Genomic DNA, 14322 nt, shown 5'->3' with positions numbered 1-14322 from the left:
TTTGGGCGTTGGCGCCTCCTGTGTGCCGTTGAATTAGACTCTCGCCGGAAGTTGAAGCTCGGCTATGGTGCTCCGGCTGACCTATTTCGAGACCCCACCGATGAAACCGGCCGATGCCGACCTTGGAGTGACCATTGATTTCGCCAAGGGAGTCGCCAATCCGACGAGGGTGTTTCACGCCCTGGTGACGGTGCTCGAAGGGTTCGAGGCGCTGGATCGCCTTCTGATCGGCGCGCTTGACCCGGAGATACAGCCGCTCATGGTGCTGGAGGATGTCGAGGCGGCATCGATCACAGCCTGGACACGCAGCAAGCTTCGACAGCTTGATGATGAGATACTAAAATCGGGCGACTGGAAAAAGGGGGCCGGCGCTGCGCTGGTGAAAGCAAAGTACCGGACACTCGAATACCTCGACGCCCGCGCCGATCAGCAGGAGGCAAAGCGATTGGTTCAATTGCGGGACGATCTTCAGCGAATCGTCGGCGAAATTGATGTTCGGCACCTGCCACGCCCCGCAACTATCGAATTGGAAGCACTCGTCAAGCCGCTTGATCAAATTCAAGACGCAAAGCGCGAACTCGGCCCACAAGATCGACTTCTGCTGAAAAGCGATGAAGAGACTTATGAGGCGAACATCTCAGAGCGAAAGAAGCCGAGCGATTATCTCGTTGAAGCCGAAGGTGTAACTTCGGAGGGCGAGATGAGCATGGTCCTACTCGTTCGGCGCCCTGACTTATTGGGAGACACGAAGTGGGAGTTCAAGCACGGCAAAGATACAATTCTCGCGGCTATCGAAGACAAGGCGTGGATCGAGCGATTTCGCAGCGGCCAATTCGTCTTGTCTTCGGGATTCGCCTTGGAATGCTTGGTTAAATACGTCTACAAGTACGATAAGGCGGGTGACCTCGTTTCGGTTTCTCACGTCATCAAGGAGGTCAGAGGCGAGCGGTCACCAACGCATGGGCCAGGAGTTCCGTTTTCACTGTAGTGTCGCGGCGGCGTCCACAGTGGCACAGAGACCCGGCGGCCCAACCTCTCAGGCGGGCGCGGTCGGCACAACTCGCGGAATGCCCTCGGGGACGGTATTTGGCAGCGGCCGAGGGCAACACTCGAAACTAACTGCGCGCCCAACGGCCCCATCGGTCCGATCCCGAAAGCCAGCTAATCCCTGATGGGGGTTATCCCCCCGCCTTGGCCTGCCGGAGCTTCCTAGCGCTGCGCACCACCGCCTCGTTGATCCGTCCCTGCCATCCCGGCCCGGTTTCCCGGAAGGCCGCCAGGGCGTCGGGATCGAGGCGCAGCGTCACCTGCACCCGCTTGTTCGGGGAGCGCGGCCGTCCGCCCTTCGACAGGGCGGCATAGAGAGCCGCCGGCAAGACCTCGCTCGCCGGGCGCATTCGGGCGAACTGCTCGGCCGAGATCTCGGGGTTGTCGGGGTCGTTCGCGATGCCGGCCTGGATCGCGGCTTCTTCCGCGTCGCTCAGGGGCGGCAGGGATGCCTTACGCTTCGTCATAGCGCGTCCTCTCATTGCGGCTGGCAGGGCGGAGGCTGATGGCCGAGACGGCCTCGGTTCCGAGAAGCGAGAACACGAGCGCGCAGAGCCGTCCGTCGAGGAAGCCAACGGCGAGATAACGGTTGCCGCCCGTTGCGCTCGGCCGCGAAGCCTCGACCAGGGCCGACTCCCAATCGAAACGGTCGCGGGCATCGGCAAAGTCGAGCCCGTGCTTGCGGAGGTTCGCCGCCCGCTTCATCTCGTCCCACACCATCAGCATGGGGCTTTGTAGCTACATAAACCGAGAGGGGCAAGCGGTTTTGGTAGTTACTTGGACCGAGGCGTTTCCGTCTCTGGCGGCGGCATATGCGGCGCGAAGTCGGGGAAGCTCCGCATCCAAGCGCTGAACTCCTCCGGCGACTTGCCTTCTCGCCGCATGTCGTCCGCTACGCGCTGGATGACGCTCGCCAAGATCTCCGTCACGCTTCCGACGCCGGCCGCGAAGCGCTGGCCCGAAACGAAGCTATCCTCCAGCCGCGCGATGATCTCCGCGTTCATGGATCGCTTCTTCGCAGTCGCCTCGTTCAACCGCGCATGAAGCGAGTTGGGAATGCGAAGCGTGATGCGGGTGAAATCGTCGTCTTCAGCCATCGTCCCTGTTGACACGACAATGGTGTCACCATAGCTTGCCACCTGACACGGTTGTCGTGTCAAAGAGGGGCAAATGCAAGAGCCCGAGCCGATCAGTAGGCGGACGCTCCGTCTGCCACAAGACGCTGGCCGCTTTCTCATACGTGCGGCTGCAGAGAACTGTACCTCGGTCAATGCCGAGATCATCCGAGCTGTCCGCGAGCGGATGGCCCGTGAAACGAAAACGGCCCCGACAGGCGTTCCCGCGCCGGCCGGGGCCTCACCCGAAGCGTGAGAGGTCACCCATGTCTCAGGTTGGAAACCAGCATACCACGAACCCGCCTCCGGGCGGAACTGCCGCCTCCACCGGGTCGCGCATCAGCGACGCCCAGCTCGCCAGCGCTTTCCGAGACCTCGAATCGTCGGTCTGCGATCTCAAGTACATGGCGGCGCTGATGAACACGGCCGCCGAGGACACGGTGCAGATGGCCGAGGGTTTCATGGCCGAACACATGCGCCAGCGCACAGGTCTCACGGGCTACCACATCCATGTTCTGACCGAAGACCAGAACGACGGGCTCAACTACGCGATCAACCACCTCTACGACCTGATTCGGAAGCTCCACTAGACGTACTACGCGGGCTTCGAGAAGCAGGCCGCGTCATGACCCTGCTGACCTATCTCCGCACCCGCGCCCTGCTCTGGCGGGCCCGCCACCACGCCGAGGAAGCCCGCCGCCTCTGGCTCGCCTCCGAGGCGCACAGCCGCCGCGTCGGCGCCTGCCTCGACCGGATCGAGACCGACATCGCCACCGGCCGCGTCGTCCTTTCCCGCTGATCCTCCCGGCCCGGCCGCCTTGGCGCTTACGTCACGGCCGGGCCTCACGACCGCCGCTCGCGCAACCCCGTGCGGGTAGCCTCCCTCGTGAGGAATCCCCCATGTCCCAACTCGTCACCGTTCCTTTCTATGGGGACACGTTGTTCGCTCTCCGCGACGGCACGCAGATCCGCGTCGCGCTGAAGCCCATCACCGACCGGCTCGGCCTCGACTGGTCCGCACAGTTCCGCAGGACCAAGCGCGACGCCATTCTGGCTGAGGGTATTGCCATAATGGCAATGCCTTCGCCCGGCGGTTCGCAGGAGGCGATCTGCCTGCCGCTCGACCTCCTGCCCGGCTGGCTGTTCGGCATCTCGGCCAATCAGGTGAAGCCGGAGTCCCGCGACCTCGTGCTGACCTACCAGCGCGAGTGTCACGCCACCCTGTTCCGGCGCTTCTTCGCTCCGCGCGACGAGGCGCCCGTACGGATCGACCCGGCAAGAGAGGAGCCGGTCCCCGTTCGCCGCTCGCTCGTGACCGAGGCGCGGCAGACCTTCGGCGCGAAGGCGGCCGGAAGCCTCTGGTTCTCGCTCGGCCTGCCTGTCGTCCCCGAGATGCGGGAAGGCGATCGGCAGGGGCGGATGGACTTCACCTACACCGCCACCCCGGTCCCCGCGCAGCCTGCACGCTGACGCCTCACCACCCCGAGATCCGGCCCCGCCAGGGCCGGCAGAACGCGACCCCGTTTCCGAGCTTCTCGGCGTCGGCGGTCGCAAGTCGACCACCCGTTCGCGTTCCGGGCCCTGGCGGGCCGGCGCCGAGGAGGCAGCCATCATGGCTAAGGCAAAGACCGCAGACACCGCCGAAATCAGCATCACGCCGCTGCGGCGCGGCTCTACCAAACTTCGCATCATCGGCCAGACGCCGATGTTTCAGAACCGGATGCCAGCGAAGGTGAAGCAGATCCTGCTGGCTGGCGGGCGCAAGAAGACGAAGGCCGAGCGGGTCGAGATCAAGCACGACCCCTATGCCGAGTTTCGAGACAGCGCCGAGATCCTGAAGGGCGGCCCGACGGCGCTCGGGCTTCGCGTGGTGGCGGTGAAGGGCGCCATGTGCACCGCGGCTTTGGAGACCCCCGGCGTCACCAAAGCGTCGGCGCAGAAGCTCCTATTCATGCCGGGCGACTTCGCGCCGCTCTACGGCACGCCGCAGTTGCGGATGGACGTGGTTCGGTCGGCCGACATCGCCAAGACGCCGGACGTGCGGACGCGGTGCTTCCTGCCGCGGTGGGGCGCGGAGATCGAGGTGCAGTTCATCGTCCCGCAGCTTTCCGTCACGGCGGTCGCGACGCTGCTCTGCAACGCGGGCGTCCTGATCGGCGTCGGAGACTTCCGGCAGGAGAGGGGTAAGGGCTCCTTCGGATCTTTCCGCGTGCTCGGCGAGGGCGACGAAGACGAGGAGTGGGACGACCTCGTCGCCAATCATGGTCGGGCCGCGCAGGAAGCGGCCTTGGCCGATCCCGAGTTCGCCGATGCCGACACCACCGACCTGATGGAGTTCTACCGATCCGAGGTCGCGCGGAGGGCCGCGTGATGGCGGGGCTCAGCAAGGCCGCCCGGCAAGAGATCGTCCGCGAGTTCGCGGTCCGTCACAACGGCCACTTCAACCCGAAGCTGTTCCTCGAAGAGGTCCGGCACAAGGGGAAGGATCATCCCGCTTTCGGCTGGTTCGAGTGGGATCGGGCGGCGGCGGCCTTGGCTTATCAGGTCGAGCAAGCTCGCGAATTCGCCCGTGACCTCCGGGTGTCGTTCACGGTGCAGGTCGTCAACGGCGGGCGCAGGTCGATCCAGGTCCGCGAGACGGCGATGCCGCTGGTCCTTTCGCCCGTGGAAGGCCGGCGATCTGGGGGCGGATACATCCTTACCGACGAGAATGACCCGGCACACATGACCGAACACTGCCGGCAGGCCGCCATGGCGCTGCGGGCGTGGCTCAGTCGCTACCGCTCGGCCGCAGAGCACGCCGGCTGCGCTCTTGCGCCGGTCGAGAAACTGGCGGACGATCTTGAGAAGGCGGCGCCGCGGGGCAACGCGGCGGCGTAGGCACGGCAGGCAAGGCATAGCCCGGTCTGGCCCGCTGCGGCGGGGCAAGTCGAGGTCAGGCGGCGCGAGGCGCGGCCGGCTTAGTAGAGTAGCGCGAAGTCGAGGTGCCTCCCTCGGCTGGCGGGGAACACGGCGAGGCAGGTACGGTGTGGCCAGATAAGGAATGGCAAGGCGGTGTCTGGCGAGGCAGGCATGTCGAGGCGAGGCTTGGCGGGGCCTGTTTCGGAAGGCGAGATGAGGCAGGCAAGGCACGGCGGGCCGTGGTCAGTCGCGGCTTGGCGGGACTCGGATCGGCCGGCTTCCAACTGCTGACGAAGGTGGAGCGCGACCCAAACAGCGCTGCGCGAGATCGGATGCCTCATCCGGTCGGCGGGGATCACGGCGAGGCACGGTCAGGCGTGGCTCGGCAGGCAAGGAATGGCAAGGCTGGGCCTGGCGCCCCTAGGTGCGGCATGGCAGGCAGGGCCTGTCATGGCATGTCACGGTCAGGAAAGGCCCGGCGTAGCAAGGTAAGGCAGGCGCCGCTTAGGCCCGGCCTGGAAAGCCTTGGAAAGCCACGGTCTGTTCCGGCAGGCAACCTCGTGTCCGTCGGGGGCAATAGCCTTCGGCGGACACCGCCTCGGCGGTGAGGCGAGGGCGGCCACATCAGCAGCGACACCCACTCCTGAACCGTCGCCCTCGCCAACTCTGCTTAGGCCGCCTCACGCTCAAGCGGGGTAATCTGAGCAATCTCTGCTCCGATCTCGCGATCCAAGACGCCGATTTCGTACTGACGCTGGAGATTGAGCCAGAACGCGGGTGTGGTGCCAAAGTACCGCCCAAGCCGCAGGGCGGTATCGGTCGAGATCCCGGTCTCCCCGGTAGCGATCCGCTCGATGCGGGTGCGCGGCACGCCGCATGCGCGGGCGACGGCGCCAGCCGATAGGTTGAGCGGCACGAGGTATTCCCCCCGGAGGATTTCACCAGGATGGATGGGGCTCGCGATCTCCTCGATCTGGGTGAGGTCGAGGGCGCGTAGTTCGGCAAGGGTCGGTGTCTCGGTCATCGCTGTGACATCCGTGTCGGTAGCGTGGCGGCGATCAGTCAGTGGTAGTCGGTGAACTCGACCCGCTCCGGGCCAGCTTCAGTCCAGACGAAGCAGAGCCGGAACTGGTCGTTGATGCGGATTGCGTGCTGGCCGGCACGGTCGCGCTCCAGGGCGTGGAGCCGGTTGCCGGGCGGCGAGCGGAGGTCTTCTAGGCTCTCGGCGGTGTTCAGGGCGGCGAGCTTGCGCTGCGTCGCCTTGAACAGGTCGGCCGGGAAGCCCTTCGGGCGCCGGCCCTTCGCCACCGTCTCGGTCAGGCTGTCATGAAAGCTCTGGATCGCCACGTGGCCGCTCGCGTCTGAACGGACCACGTATCGCACGGTGATACGTCTGTGTCAACGATTTTGTATCGCCACATGATACGCCGGTTGTTCTGATGTCCCTTCTCGGCGAACTCACCTACGCGTTGATTTCGACGTCAGACCGATCCATCGGTGGCATCATTCCCGATGTGGTTCTGGAAGAAAATCACCGCGATAGCCTGCTAATCACCAAGCACCCGGTCGAGGCCGGCGCGGCGATTACGGATCACGCTTTCCTGCTTCCGGCCGAAGTCGAGATGCGGTGCGGCTTTTCGAATAGCTCCCACGGCGATCCAGGGTATGCGCGGGCTGTCTACGACGCTCTCCGGCGCATCCAGGCTAGCCGCCGCCCCTTCACGGTCTTTTCGGGTAAGCGTCGATACAAGGACATGCTGATCGCCGACCTCGGAGTTACGACCGAGGCCCGGACAGAGAACGTGCTAGCCGTCGCCGTCCGGCTCCAGCAAATTATCATCGTCTCGACTAAGACGGCGGGGGCTGGAACGAGCACCGCGGGTGTCGGCGCTTCGCAAGCCAGCCCTGAGTCGACCGGATCGGTGCAGAACAGCGGTGAGAAGCGAGCTGCCGAGATCGGCGATCAATCGTTTGCTGGCGCCGCCAATCCGAATTTCAACCCGGGCGCCTTCAGCGCTGATGGCGGTACGCTCGGCAACGGCTCGTTTGGCCTCGACGGCATCTCCTCCTCCATCAACATTCCAGAAGATTTTATGAGTGCCCCCCGCACGACGGCGCCCGCGACGAGCGGCACGGACAACTTCTGGGGCGGTCCCTAATGGCCATCGTCGAGATCCCGCTGACGCCCAAGGCGCAGTCCTTCTCCATCACGCTCGGCGGCGTGCCCTATCGGATGCGGTTGATGTTCAACGACGCCGACGAGGGTGGCTGGACGCTCGACATCGGCGACCAGGGCGGAGCGCTTCTACTGGCGGGCGTGCCGCTGATCCCCGGCGTCGATCTCCTCGCGCAGCACGCGCACATGAGCTGGCCGGGCTCCCTGGTGGTGACGAGCGACCGCGATGCCGGCGAATACCCGACGTTCGACGGCCTCGGCACCACCTCGCACCTCTACTTCGTGACGACCTGACGGCGATGGGCGAGCAGTACCTGCGCAGCGTGAATCTGTACGCCGACGATCGGGAGGTGTTCAGCAGTGCCGTGAACACGGGCGACGTGGCGGGCGGCCTGCGCATCCGTTTCAGCGTTCAGCAGGGCGACACGAGCAAGCCGAACGTCTGCAACGTCATCGTCACGAATCCCGCCCCGTCGAACGCCAAGGCGTTCATGCAGGAGTTCAAGCGGATCACGCTTGCGGCCGGCTATGGCGGCGAGACCAGGATCATCTTCAGGGGCGAAATTATTCAGGCCCGGTCCGGACGGGAAGACGTGACCGACACCTACCTGCATGTGCTGGCGCGCAGCGGAGAGCGAGCGCGCAACTACGCCACGGTCAATCAGGCACTTGCGGCCGGGCACACCTATCGGGACCGGATCGACCTCGCCACCAAGGCCATGCGGCAGTACGGGATCGCGATCGGGCATATCGAGGACCTCGGGGGCAAGAAATTCCCCCGCAACTACATCGCCTTCGGCATGGCGAAAGACCTCCTGCGGGAAGTGTGTGAAGGCGCAGGCGCGTCGTGGAGCATCCAGAACAACACCTTTCAGGTCGTGAAGAACGACAGCACCGTGCCGGGCTCGCGGGTCGTCTTGAATAGCAACACCGGCCTCATCGGCAGGCCGGTCCAGACCATCCAGGGCATTGAGGGCCGGTGCCTCCTCAACCCGATGTTGCTCCCCGGCGGCAAGGTCGAGATCAACGAGAAAAGCGTCGAGCAGGCCGCATTCGACCCGGCCTATCAGGGCGAACGATCAAACGCCTTGATCCAGCGCATCGCGGCAGACGGCGTCTATAAGCCATGCCTTTTAAGGTGTTTTCTTAGCCATTAGCTTGGCCTTTTCGAGGACCCTGGCGGTGGCGACGTGTTTTCGGGCCGTAGCCGCCGCTACATAGGGCTTGTCGACCTTGCGCTTGGGACCACGCGGGCTGGTTGCAATCCGCCCTGGGTCGACCCGCTCCGCCAAGGCGAGCAAGCGGGCCGCGACGCTCGCCGCATCCTCCTGGCCCGTCAACACAGAGCCGTGTCCGAGCGCCACCATCAGCCCCTCGTAGCCGGCACCGATCTGACGGCTCAGGTGGAACACCGAGACCCGCGGCTCGGGCCCGTGCACCTGCTCGATGCACGCGCTCAGCAGGCTCAGCACGTTGTGGGCCAGAACGGCAGCGGCAAACCCCAGCAGGGCCGCCCGCGGACGACCCAGGCGACCGGCCTCGCTGTGCAGCACCCGTTCCATCTGCAGGAACAGACCCTCGATCCGCCAGCGTCGCCGATACACCTGCGCGATCTGCGCCGCACTGACGCTCGCCGGCAGGTTGCTCCACAGCCAGATCGTCCGGTCTCCCTCCGTCGTTGGCGCCGTCAAGCTCAGCGCGATGCGCCGCCACGCATCGCCGCTCCCCTCCAGCGTAATGCTCTGCTCACACAGTGTGCCGGTCTCGCAGGAGCCGCACGCCTGCCAATCCCCCTGCGCGCCCAGGCGGGGATGGTTGCCGTGCCGACGCACCACGAAGTGGCTGCCTGCCTCAACCAGACCCTGCAGCCAGGTCCGGACACAGAAGTGCCGATCGGCGACCCAGACCTGACCGGGCGCGGCAGCGTCCAGGAGGGCCCGGGCCAGCGCCCGTTCGTCGGCATAAGCATCTTCGGCCGCCACCAGATCGACGGCCAGGCCGGTATCGGGATCGTAGACGACCAGGGTCTGCCCCGGCAGGGCGGCGCCGCGATGCGCGCGCAGAGGCTTCAGGCGCTTGTCGCTGCCGGGCAGATGGTTGCCGTCCAGCACGCGCAGTGCGTAGCCCGGCAGGCTCGGATGGCCGGTGCCCGCCGCGGTCATCACCGGGGCCAGTCGGGTCGCGCTCCCTCCGGGACGACTCGGGCGAACCACGGGATGAGGCCGAGGAAGCGGGTCTCGTGATCGGAGAGGACCGGCGCGGCCATGGCCGGAGCCGCCACCCCAACCGCCATACCGATTACCGGCAGGGCCGCGAGGGCGCGGAGGAAGAGGCGCCGAGCGGGCGGGGCCGGCTCGGGCTCCACGCGCATCGCGCGGATTGCAGCGGTCACGGGGCCGTGAGTTTCGGACACGACTGTGCTATTGGCGTTGTAGGCCATCGGGATCGGCTCCATCGATCTTGAGGGTTGAGGCCCGGCGAAAGCTCCTACCTTCCCGCCGGGCCGTTTTGATTCAGGCTTGGCCGGGCTTGTGCCCAGCACGCTCCGCTGCCAGTCCGTCGCGGGCGTAAGCGATGCCCTTTTCGGTGAACATCGGCCTCATGCCTGAGGCGATTCGACCATCCGGGAAGCGGAGCATCACCGGCTGCTCCACCATCAACCCGGCCGCGAGGACGTGCGGCTGAACCCGATAGCGGTAGTCGTTGCCCTCGGCATCCACGCCGTTAGCATCGACATCAACAAGGTGCGGGTCGGCCATCACGCGCCTTCCAGGCCGGGGATGTCCTTGCCGAGCTTCTTCGCGAGGTACTTGAGTCCCTTTGGCGTGACGTAGGTGCGGTGACGCGCCTTGTCGTCCACCATCGTCACCTTGACCTCGAAGATGCCCATGGTGCGGTACTGCGCCCGCGGCACGAGATCGCCGCCCTGATAGAAGAGGAACTGCTGTTTGAGCCAGCCGATGAATTTGTTCGGCGGCTCGATCAGGATGCGGCCCGCATTCTGGAGGCCGTAGACACCATCGGCATTCATGAAGCGGTCGAAGAAGCTGGTCTTGGGCTTGTCGGCCTCGATCTTTGCCTCGGCCTGCGCCGCCTTTTCCTCCGCCGCGACGGCTCGGTGCTCCAACTCCTGGTTCACTTCGATCAGTTGGAGGGCGATCTTGGAAAGCTGCCCGATGTCGCGGACGTCGATCGCCGGAGCGGACGGGACCGAATAGCTGCCGGTCTTTCTGATGGCCGGGAGCACATCGTGGAACACCCACCGCTGGAAGCGGGCGATGAACTCTCGCGTCTCGGCCGGGACCGTGGAAGTGGCCCGGCGCTGTAGGATAGCCCGGTAAAGGCCCGCCTCGGAAATCACCGAGACATCCTGCTCTCCGCCAAGGGTGGGCACTGAGTGCCTACCCTTTTCGTCGTCGTCGAGCGAGCGGATGAGATCCTGGCGGTCGCGTGCCCGAGGAACGTTGCAGCATCGCCAGCGATGAACCACGGCTCACCGTTGCGGTTGAGGGCGCGCAACGTGCGGTCCTCAAAAACGAAGGGCGTTAGTCCCCTTCCCATGCTATTGTCGGTCATCTGCGGATCTTCCTCATCCGTGGATTTCGGAACCGCCCTGGCAGGCGGGATCGGAGGAACCGACGGCGGGGGTCGCCTGGCAGCTTTGCCCCGTCGTCGGTGTTTCGCCTTCACCAAACGCCTGCGCGAGGTGATGGACGATTTCGGAATTCATTGAACGTCTGTTTGCTTTGGCCGCCGCCGCGATCCGGTCGCGCATGCCATCGGGCATTCTCACGCTGAACCGGTCGGCCACTTGGCTCGGGTACATCCGACCTCCGTGGGTGCAAGTTGCCCTCATTGTGTGACACGGCGCTCGCGTGAGTGCAAGTGGCACCCATCGATTTTTGGGTGCAAGTTGGTATCAGCGGCACATGGACGACGAGGACAAATACCCGAGCCAGCTTGCCGACCGCTTTCAAGTTCGCATGCCGCCCGGCCTGCGAGAGAGGATCGCTCGTGCCGCGATGTATAGCGGGCGGTCTATGAACACTGAAATCGTGCAAGTATTAGAAAAGCACTTTCCTCCTGAACCAACGGAGCAAGAGGTTGCGGAGACTGTTCTTTATTACTTGAATGCTCTTGAGGGTTCGAATCTCCCCAAGCTTCGCTCCGATCTGTATGAGGAGCTGATGCGCCACAAGCCCAAGATAGAGAAGCAGAGAAGTTTTCATCGGGATGAAAACAAATCAATTCTTGCTGGCAAGGCGCGTAAGAGGGGCACGGATCTCGACCCCTAAGCTCGCTTGCTCGACATTTAACTCTGCCGCCTGAAGGACGGTCTCTGAGATGTGGTGGCCCTTCCGCCGAAAGCCTGAGCCGCAAGAGAAGGGGCAGGCGCAACCGGTGCGCTACTCCGTTGCGATCCCGATGCCCGAGGGCATCGATCCGACCGCCTTCGATCGCATACCCCGAAAGCTCTGGAAGGACGATCCTGAGGGCGCGGTCGCGCTGATGCGCGACAAGAGCCTGAAGATCTTCAATTTCAACCGTGACCGTGCCGAGTACGTCGGCTGCAAGTTCTACATCTGGCGAACGGTCGGGGACGGAGATGTCTGCGAGGTCTGTGCCGAACGGAACGGAAAGCGGTTCTCGTACCGCAGGGAACCGCCCTACGGTCATGCGGGTATCTGCACGGCCTGCCCGCAGGGGTACTGCCGCTGTTACGTTGAACCGATCATTCCTGATTAGGACACTATGATGCGCGCCGCTCTCGCCCTCGCCGCCATTCTGGCCGTATCGCCCTGCCTCGGAGCAGAGAGGGCTCCAACGTTCCCAAAAAACACCGGCTACGAAGAGGCCCGTCGCAGCTTGATTGCGCTCGGATGGTCTCCCGTGACGATGCCCGGCGCGGATAGATGCGAGCAAGATGACGACCGGTGCCGCGGTCGGCCCGAGATGGAGGCGTGCGCAGGCACCGGCATGGGAAACTGCTCGTTCACATGGAGGCGCGGCGACACCCTGGTTGCGGTTGGCACGGTCGGCGAAACGAGCCCCGTGGTTGTGGGCGTCCGGTGTCGATCCGGTTGTCGCTAGCGAATGGCGGTCTGAGCATCCCGTAGTGCGGTTCCCGAGTAACGGTCCATTGCCCGCTCCCACCGCTGCGTGTCCGATCGGCCGTCGCCGCCCTGCTGGTTCACAGTATTGCTGATGCTGATGCTGCGATTGTCGTTGGTCGTGGCGTTCGATGTCGAGTGACCCATCGGGGCAGAGTTATTGAAAATCGAGTTAAACCGGTCCGCCGTCATTGCACCGCCGGGCATTTCCATCTTGGGGAAGCTCTGCGGCTTATAGGCAGGCACACTGCTCGTGCCCTTCGGCTGCACGGCCTGTTGCTGCTGAGTCTCCACAGCGCCCATAACCTGCTCAGGGGTGATAGACGCCCGCTGGCCCGGATAATAACCCTGACCGCTTTCCGTTGGGAACGAGGCCCATTCCTGTGCCAAGGCCTTCAGGATGGCGCCGCGCGTGCTTCCCTCTCGTTTGGCCTGGGCCATGCGGCGCTGATAAAGGCGCGTCGCGAGACGGTCTTGTAGAGCGCCATCGAATTTTTCTTGGCCGGTGAGGCCCATTTCTTTTCGGAGCCCGTTGAGCGTCTTGCGCATGAACTGATATCGGCCGATCGCCGACGAGCCCTTCATGCCGGACTGGATACTGTCGATTTCATCAAGCGTCTTGTCAGTAAGAGTGCCGCCGACCTGATGATTGAACGAGTCGTTGTAGCCTCGCTTGGTCGTCCCCTCAGCCCTTGCAATCAGGTCAAGGATTGGGCCGGCTGACGTCATCTCGGCATCCGGCGCCCCTCCAGACTGTCGGGCGCCTGATGCGCCCGACGCGCCGCTCTCACTGGTGCTGAGCCCAATCTTGCGCCGGATCGCGTCGTATCCGCGCCGAAGCAACCCGGGCCTCTCGGCTTCTCGCTCCCAGTTCAGATCCCGCTCGACCTGCTGCGTCACGTCCTTGTCGGTGCCGAACATGTGGTTGAAGACGCGCCCGAGCACGCTGTCGCCGCTACCGATCAACCCGAGCTTCGCCAGCAGGGAGATGACGCGCTCGATGGCCTTCCCGACGAGGAAGAGCTTGTTGCCGATGTTCTCCAGTGTCTTGGCGAGATCGCCGCTCTCGACGCTCTTGGTGAAGGTGTCGATCCCGCGGCCGACGCTGGCGAAGAACTCCGCGATTTCCTGCGGGCGTGCCTCGATCCAGCCGAGCAACCCCTTCGCGACGCGTTCCAGGGCCGGCGCGAGGTCGATCAGGAGCTTTTGCGCGAACGTGGTCGCCAGCGTCGTCAGGGATGTCAGCGAGCGTTGGAAGCTCGCGCCGGCCTTTCCCGCCTTCTCGTTGTCAAGGCCGATGGATGCCGCGATCCGCCCGTACTCGGCCTGATAGGCTTTGAACTCTTCGAGCTGCCGCGAGAGCATCTCGTAGGTGCCCTCGTCGATGCCGAGCAACTCCGCATACTGGCTTCCGACATAATGCGGATTTTTTTTGCGGATGGCGTCGATGCTATCGACCAGCACGTCCACGCTGTCGCGGGCCTTGCCCCCCTCGGTCGTGGCTACGCCTAGGTCGGTGATGAACTTCCGGATGCCGGGGTTCGTGCGCAGCGACCGACTGAAGCTCTCGATGGCGCCAGTCGCTTGCTCCGACGAACCACCGATCTGTGAGAAGGCATACTGCAGGCTGCGAAGGTTCTGAACCGACGCTCCGGTCCGCCGGCTCACGAATTCCAGCGTATCGAAGCTCTTCGCGACCTTCGCGACGGCGACGGACACGGCCAGGGCCATAGCCCCGAACGCAGTCGCGAGATGCCCGGCCTGGAGGGTGACGCCCTTGATCGTCTCCGTAACGCGCCGCTCGCCCTCCCGGTCGACCTTCCAGCCGAGGGACACGACGAACGCCTTGAGCACATCATCAGCCATTGCGCTCGATCCTACTCACTGGCTGTTCGGCGGCGCGGCGCTGAAGCGGTCGTTGAACTGGTCGGCCGTGATCCCGCCGGATTGCGGCCTCGGCTCCGCGTCCGTG

At 64.6% G+C, this 14322-nt stretch carries 22 protein-coding genes; 11 read left to right on the top strand and 11 right to left on the bottom strand.

Annotation, left to right across the window (positions count from 1 at the left end):
• The first annotated feature begins 64 nt into the window (after positions 1–64).
• On the top strand, positions 65–988 hold the full coding sequence (locus tag PGN25_05850; protein ID MEH3117132.1) for a hypothetical protein: 924 nt from the start codon (positions 65–67) through the stop codon (positions 986–988).
• A 190-nt stretch (positions 989–1178) separates the two neighbouring features.
• Here PGN25_05850 and PGN25_05845 read toward each other — a convergent pair whose 3' ends face one another.
• Genes PGN25_05845 through PGN25_05835 form a run of 3 tightly spaced genes read right to left on the bottom strand, consistent with a single transcriptional unit; the run spans position 1179 to position 2144 of the window.
• Positions 1179–1514, bottom strand: a complete 336-nt coding sequence (locus PGN25_05845; GenBank protein MEH3117131.1) for a BrnA antitoxin family protein — start codon at positions 1512–1514, stop codon at positions 1179–1181.
• Positions 1501–1773, bottom strand: a complete 273-nt coding sequence (locus PGN25_05840; GenBank protein MEH3117130.1) for a BrnT family toxin — start codon at positions 1771–1773, stop codon at positions 1501–1503. The genes PGN25_05845 and PGN25_05840 overlap by 14 nt, the downstream gene beginning before the upstream one ends.
• Positions 1774–1820: 47 nt before the next feature.
• On the bottom strand, positions 1821–2144 hold the full coding sequence (locus PGN25_05835; GenBank protein MEH3117129.1) for an Arc family DNA-binding protein: 324 nt from the start codon (positions 2142–2144) through the stop codon (positions 1821–1823).
• Positions 2145–2428: 284 nt separating this feature from the next.
• On the opposite strand from PGN25_05835, the gene PGN25_05830 reads away from it, so the two are divergent.
• The 5 genes from PGN25_05830 (at position 2429) to PGN25_05810 (ending at position 5042) form a co-directional block, all read left to right on the top strand.
• Complete coding sequence (locus PGN25_05830; GenBank protein ID MEH3117128.1) at positions 2429–2752, top strand: hypothetical protein; 324 nt, start codon at positions 2429–2431, stop codon at positions 2750–2752.
• Positions 2753–2787: 35 nt separating this feature from the next.
• Complete coding sequence (locus PGN25_05825) at positions 2788–2961, top strand: hypothetical protein (GenBank protein ID MEH3117127.1); 174 nt, start codon at positions 2788–2790, stop codon at positions 2959–2961.
• 101 nt (positions 2962–3062) lie between these two features.
• Entirely contained in the window at positions 3063–3632 is a 570-nt protein-coding gene (locus tag PGN25_05820) for a phage P22, antirepressor protein (GenBank protein MEH3117126.1), read from the top strand.
• A 142-nt stretch (positions 3633–3774) separates the two neighbouring features.
• Entirely contained in the window at positions 3775–4533 is a 759-nt protein-coding gene (locus tag PGN25_05815; protein MEH3117125.1) for a hypothetical protein, read from the top strand.
• A complete protein-coding gene (locus PGN25_05810; GenBank protein ID MEH3117124.1) occupies positions 4533–5042 on the top strand; it encodes a hypothetical protein in 510 nt (169 codons plus the stop codon). Before PGN25_05815 ends, PGN25_05810 begins: the two co-directional genes overlap by 1 nt.
• Before the next feature lie 691 nt (positions 5043–5733).
• Here the strand turns inward: PGN25_05810 and PGN25_05805 are convergent.
• Together PGN25_05805 and PGN25_05800 are read right to left on the bottom strand one after the other, a co-directional pair.
• Positions 5734–6087, bottom strand: coding sequence for a HigA family addiction module antitoxin (locus PGN25_05805; protein MEH3117123.1), 354 nt, complete (start codon positions 6085–6087; stop codon positions 5734–5736).
• A gap of 38 nt (positions 6088–6125) precedes the next feature.
• The gene (locus tag PGN25_05800) at positions 6126–6437 is read right to left on the bottom strand and encodes a type II toxin-antitoxin system RelE/ParE family toxin (GenBank protein ID MEH3117122.1); all 312 of its coding nucleotides are present in this window, start codon (positions 6435–6437) and stop codon (positions 6126–6128) included.
• 65 nt (positions 6438–6502) lie between these two features.
• Between PGN25_05800 and PGN25_05795 the strand changes: the two genes are divergently transcribed.
• Genes PGN25_05795 through PGN25_05785 form a run of 3 tightly spaced genes read left to right on the top strand, consistent with a single transcriptional unit; the run spans position 6503 to position 8396 of the window.
• Positions 6503–7222 carry a hypothetical protein gene (locus PGN25_05795; protein ID MEH3117121.1) on the top strand — a complete coding sequence of 240 codons (720 nt, stop codon included), beginning with the start codon at positions 6503–6505 and terminating at the stop codon, positions 7220–7222.
• Positions 7222–7533, top strand: coding sequence for a hypothetical protein (locus tag PGN25_05790; GenBank protein MEH3117120.1), 312 nt, complete (start codon positions 7222–7224; stop codon positions 7531–7533). Before PGN25_05795 ends, PGN25_05790 begins: the two co-directional genes overlap by 1 nt.
• Positions 7534–7538: 5 nt before the next feature.
• Positions 7539–8396, top strand: coding sequence for a hypothetical protein (locus tag PGN25_05785; GenBank protein MEH3117119.1), 858 nt, complete (start codon positions 7539–7541; stop codon positions 8394–8396).
• Here the strand turns inward: PGN25_05785 and PGN25_05780 are convergent.
• The 5 genes from PGN25_05780 to PGN25_05760 form a co-directional block, all read right to left on the bottom strand.
• A complete protein-coding gene (locus PGN25_05780) occupies positions 8373–9401 on the bottom strand; it encodes a transposase (protein MEH3117118.1) in 1029 nt (342 codons plus the stop codon). The genes PGN25_05785 and PGN25_05780 overlap by 24 nt on opposite strands.
• The gene (locus tag PGN25_05775; protein ID MEH3117117.1) at positions 9401–9679 is read right to left on the bottom strand and encodes a hypothetical protein; all 279 of its coding nucleotides are present in this window, start codon (positions 9677–9679) and stop codon (positions 9401–9403) included. Before PGN25_05775 ends, PGN25_05780 begins: the two co-directional genes overlap by 1 nt.
• Before the next feature lie 73 nt (positions 9680–9752).
• On the bottom strand, positions 9753–9998 hold the full coding sequence (locus PGN25_05770) for a hypothetical protein (GenBank protein MEH3117116.1): 246 nt from the start codon (positions 9996–9998) through the stop codon (positions 9753–9755).
• Positions 9998–10729, bottom strand: coding sequence for a phage antirepressor KilAC domain-containing protein (locus PGN25_05765; protein MEH3117115.1), 732 nt, complete (start codon positions 10727–10729; stop codon positions 9998–10000). The genes PGN25_05770 and PGN25_05765 overlap by 1 nt, the downstream gene beginning before the upstream one ends.
• Positions 10730–10828: 99 nt before the next feature.
• Positions 10829–11065 (bottom strand): Arc family DNA-binding protein, encoded by a 237-nt coding sequence (locus PGN25_05760; protein MEH3117114.1) that lies wholly within the window; start codon positions 11063–11065, stop codon positions 10829–10831.
• 103 nt (positions 11066–11168) lie between these two features.
• On the opposite strand from PGN25_05760, the gene PGN25_05755 reads away from it, so the two are divergent.
• On the top strand, positions 11169–11534 hold the full coding sequence (locus PGN25_05755) for an Arc family DNA-binding protein (protein MEH3117113.1): 366 nt from the start codon (positions 11169–11171) through the stop codon (positions 11532–11534).
• 49 nt (positions 11535–11583) lie between these two features.
• Complete coding sequence (locus PGN25_05750; protein ID MEH3117112.1) at positions 11584–11985, top strand: hypothetical protein; 402 nt, start codon at positions 11584–11586, stop codon at positions 11983–11985.
• Between the two features lie 341 nt (positions 11986–12326).
• Here PGN25_05750 and PGN25_05745 read toward each other — a convergent pair whose 3' ends face one another.
• Positions 12327–14216 (bottom strand): hypothetical protein, encoded by a 1890-nt coding sequence (locus tag PGN25_05745; protein ID MEH3117111.1) that lies wholly within the window; start codon positions 14214–14216, stop codon positions 12327–12329.
• Between the last annotated feature and the right edge of the window lie 106 nt (positions 14217–14322).

Origin of the sequence: Methylorubrum populi, from assembly GCA_036946625.1 — a bacterium.
GTDB lineage: Bacteria > Pseudomonadota > Alphaproteobacteria > Rhizobiales > Beijerinckiaceae > Methylobacterium > Methylobacterium populi_C.
The sequence above is the reverse complement of the archived record's forward strand: the minus strand, read 5'-3'. Positions and strand labels throughout refer to the sequence as shown.

Coding starts and splice junctions, on each gene's coding strand:
- PGN25_05850 (MEH3117132.1), top strand. CDS start 65: ATGGTGCTCCGGCTGACCTATTTCGAGACCCCACCGATGAAACCGGCC.
- PGN25_05845 (MEH3117131.1), bottom strand. CDS start 1,514: ATGACGAAGCGTAAGGCATCCCTGCCGCCCCTGAGCGACGCGGAAGAA.
- PGN25_05840 (MEH3117130.1), bottom strand. CDS start 1,773: ATGCTGATGGTGTGGGACGAGATGAAGCGGGCGGCGAACCTCCGCAAG.
- PGN25_05835 (MEH3117129.1), bottom strand. CDS start 2,144: ATGGCTGAAGACGACGATTTCACCCGCATCACGCTTCGCATTCCCAAC.
- PGN25_05830 (MEH3117128.1), top strand. CDS start 2,429: ATGTCTCAGGTTGGAAACCAGCATACCACGAACCCGCCTCCGGGCGGA.
- PGN25_05825 (MEH3117127.1), top strand. CDS start 2,788: ATGACCCTGCTGACCTATCTCCGCACCCGCGCCCTGCTCTGGCGGGCC.
- PGN25_05820 (MEH3117126.1), top strand. CDS start 3,063: ATGTCCCAACTCGTCACCGTTCCTTTCTATGGGGACACGTTGTTCGCT.
- PGN25_05815 (MEH3117125.1), top strand. CDS start 3,775: ATGGCTAAGGCAAAGACCGCAGACACCGCCGAAATCAGCATCACGCCG.
- PGN25_05810 (MEH3117124.1), top strand. CDS start 4,533: ATGGCGGGGCTCAGCAAGGCCGCCCGGCAAGAGATCGTCCGCGAGTTC.
- PGN25_05805 (MEH3117123.1), bottom strand. CDS start 6,087: ATGACCGAGACACCGACCCTTGCCGAACTACGCGCCCTCGACCTCACC.
- PGN25_05795 (MEH3117121.1), top strand. CDS start 6,503: ATGTCCCTTCTCGGCGAACTCACCTACGCGTTGATTTCGACGTCAGAC.
- PGN25_05790 (MEH3117120.1), top strand. CDS start 7,222: ATGGCCATCGTCGAGATCCCGCTGACGCCCAAGGCGCAGTCCTTCTCC.
- PGN25_05785 (MEH3117119.1), top strand. CDS start 7,539: ATGGGCGAGCAGTACCTGCGCAGCGTGAATCTGTACGCCGACGATCGG.
- PGN25_05780 (MEH3117118.1), bottom strand. CDS start 9,401: ATGACCGCGGCGGGCACCGGCCATCCGAGCCTGCCGGGCTACGCACTG.
- PGN25_05775 (MEH3117117.1), bottom strand. CDS start 9,679: ATGGCCTACAACGCCAATAGCACAGTCGTGTCCGAAACTCACGGCCCC.
- PGN25_05770 (MEH3117116.1), bottom strand. CDS start 9,998: ATGGCCGACCCGCACCTTGTTGATGTCGATGCTAACGGCGTGGATGCC.
- PGN25_05760 (MEH3117114.1), bottom strand. CDS start 11,065: ATGTACCCGAGCCAAGTGGCCGACCGGTTCAGCGTGAGAATGCCCGAT.
- PGN25_05755 (MEH3117113.1), top strand. CDS start 11,169: ATGGACGACGAGGACAAATACCCGAGCCAGCTTGCCGACCGCTTTCAA.
- PGN25_05750 (MEH3117112.1), top strand. CDS start 11,584: ATGTGGTGGCCCTTCCGCCGAAAGCCTGAGCCGCAAGAGAAGGGGCAG.
- PGN25_05745 (MEH3117111.1), bottom strand. CDS start 14,216: ATGGCTGATGATGTGCTCAAGGCGTTCGTCGTGTCCCTCGGCTGGAAG.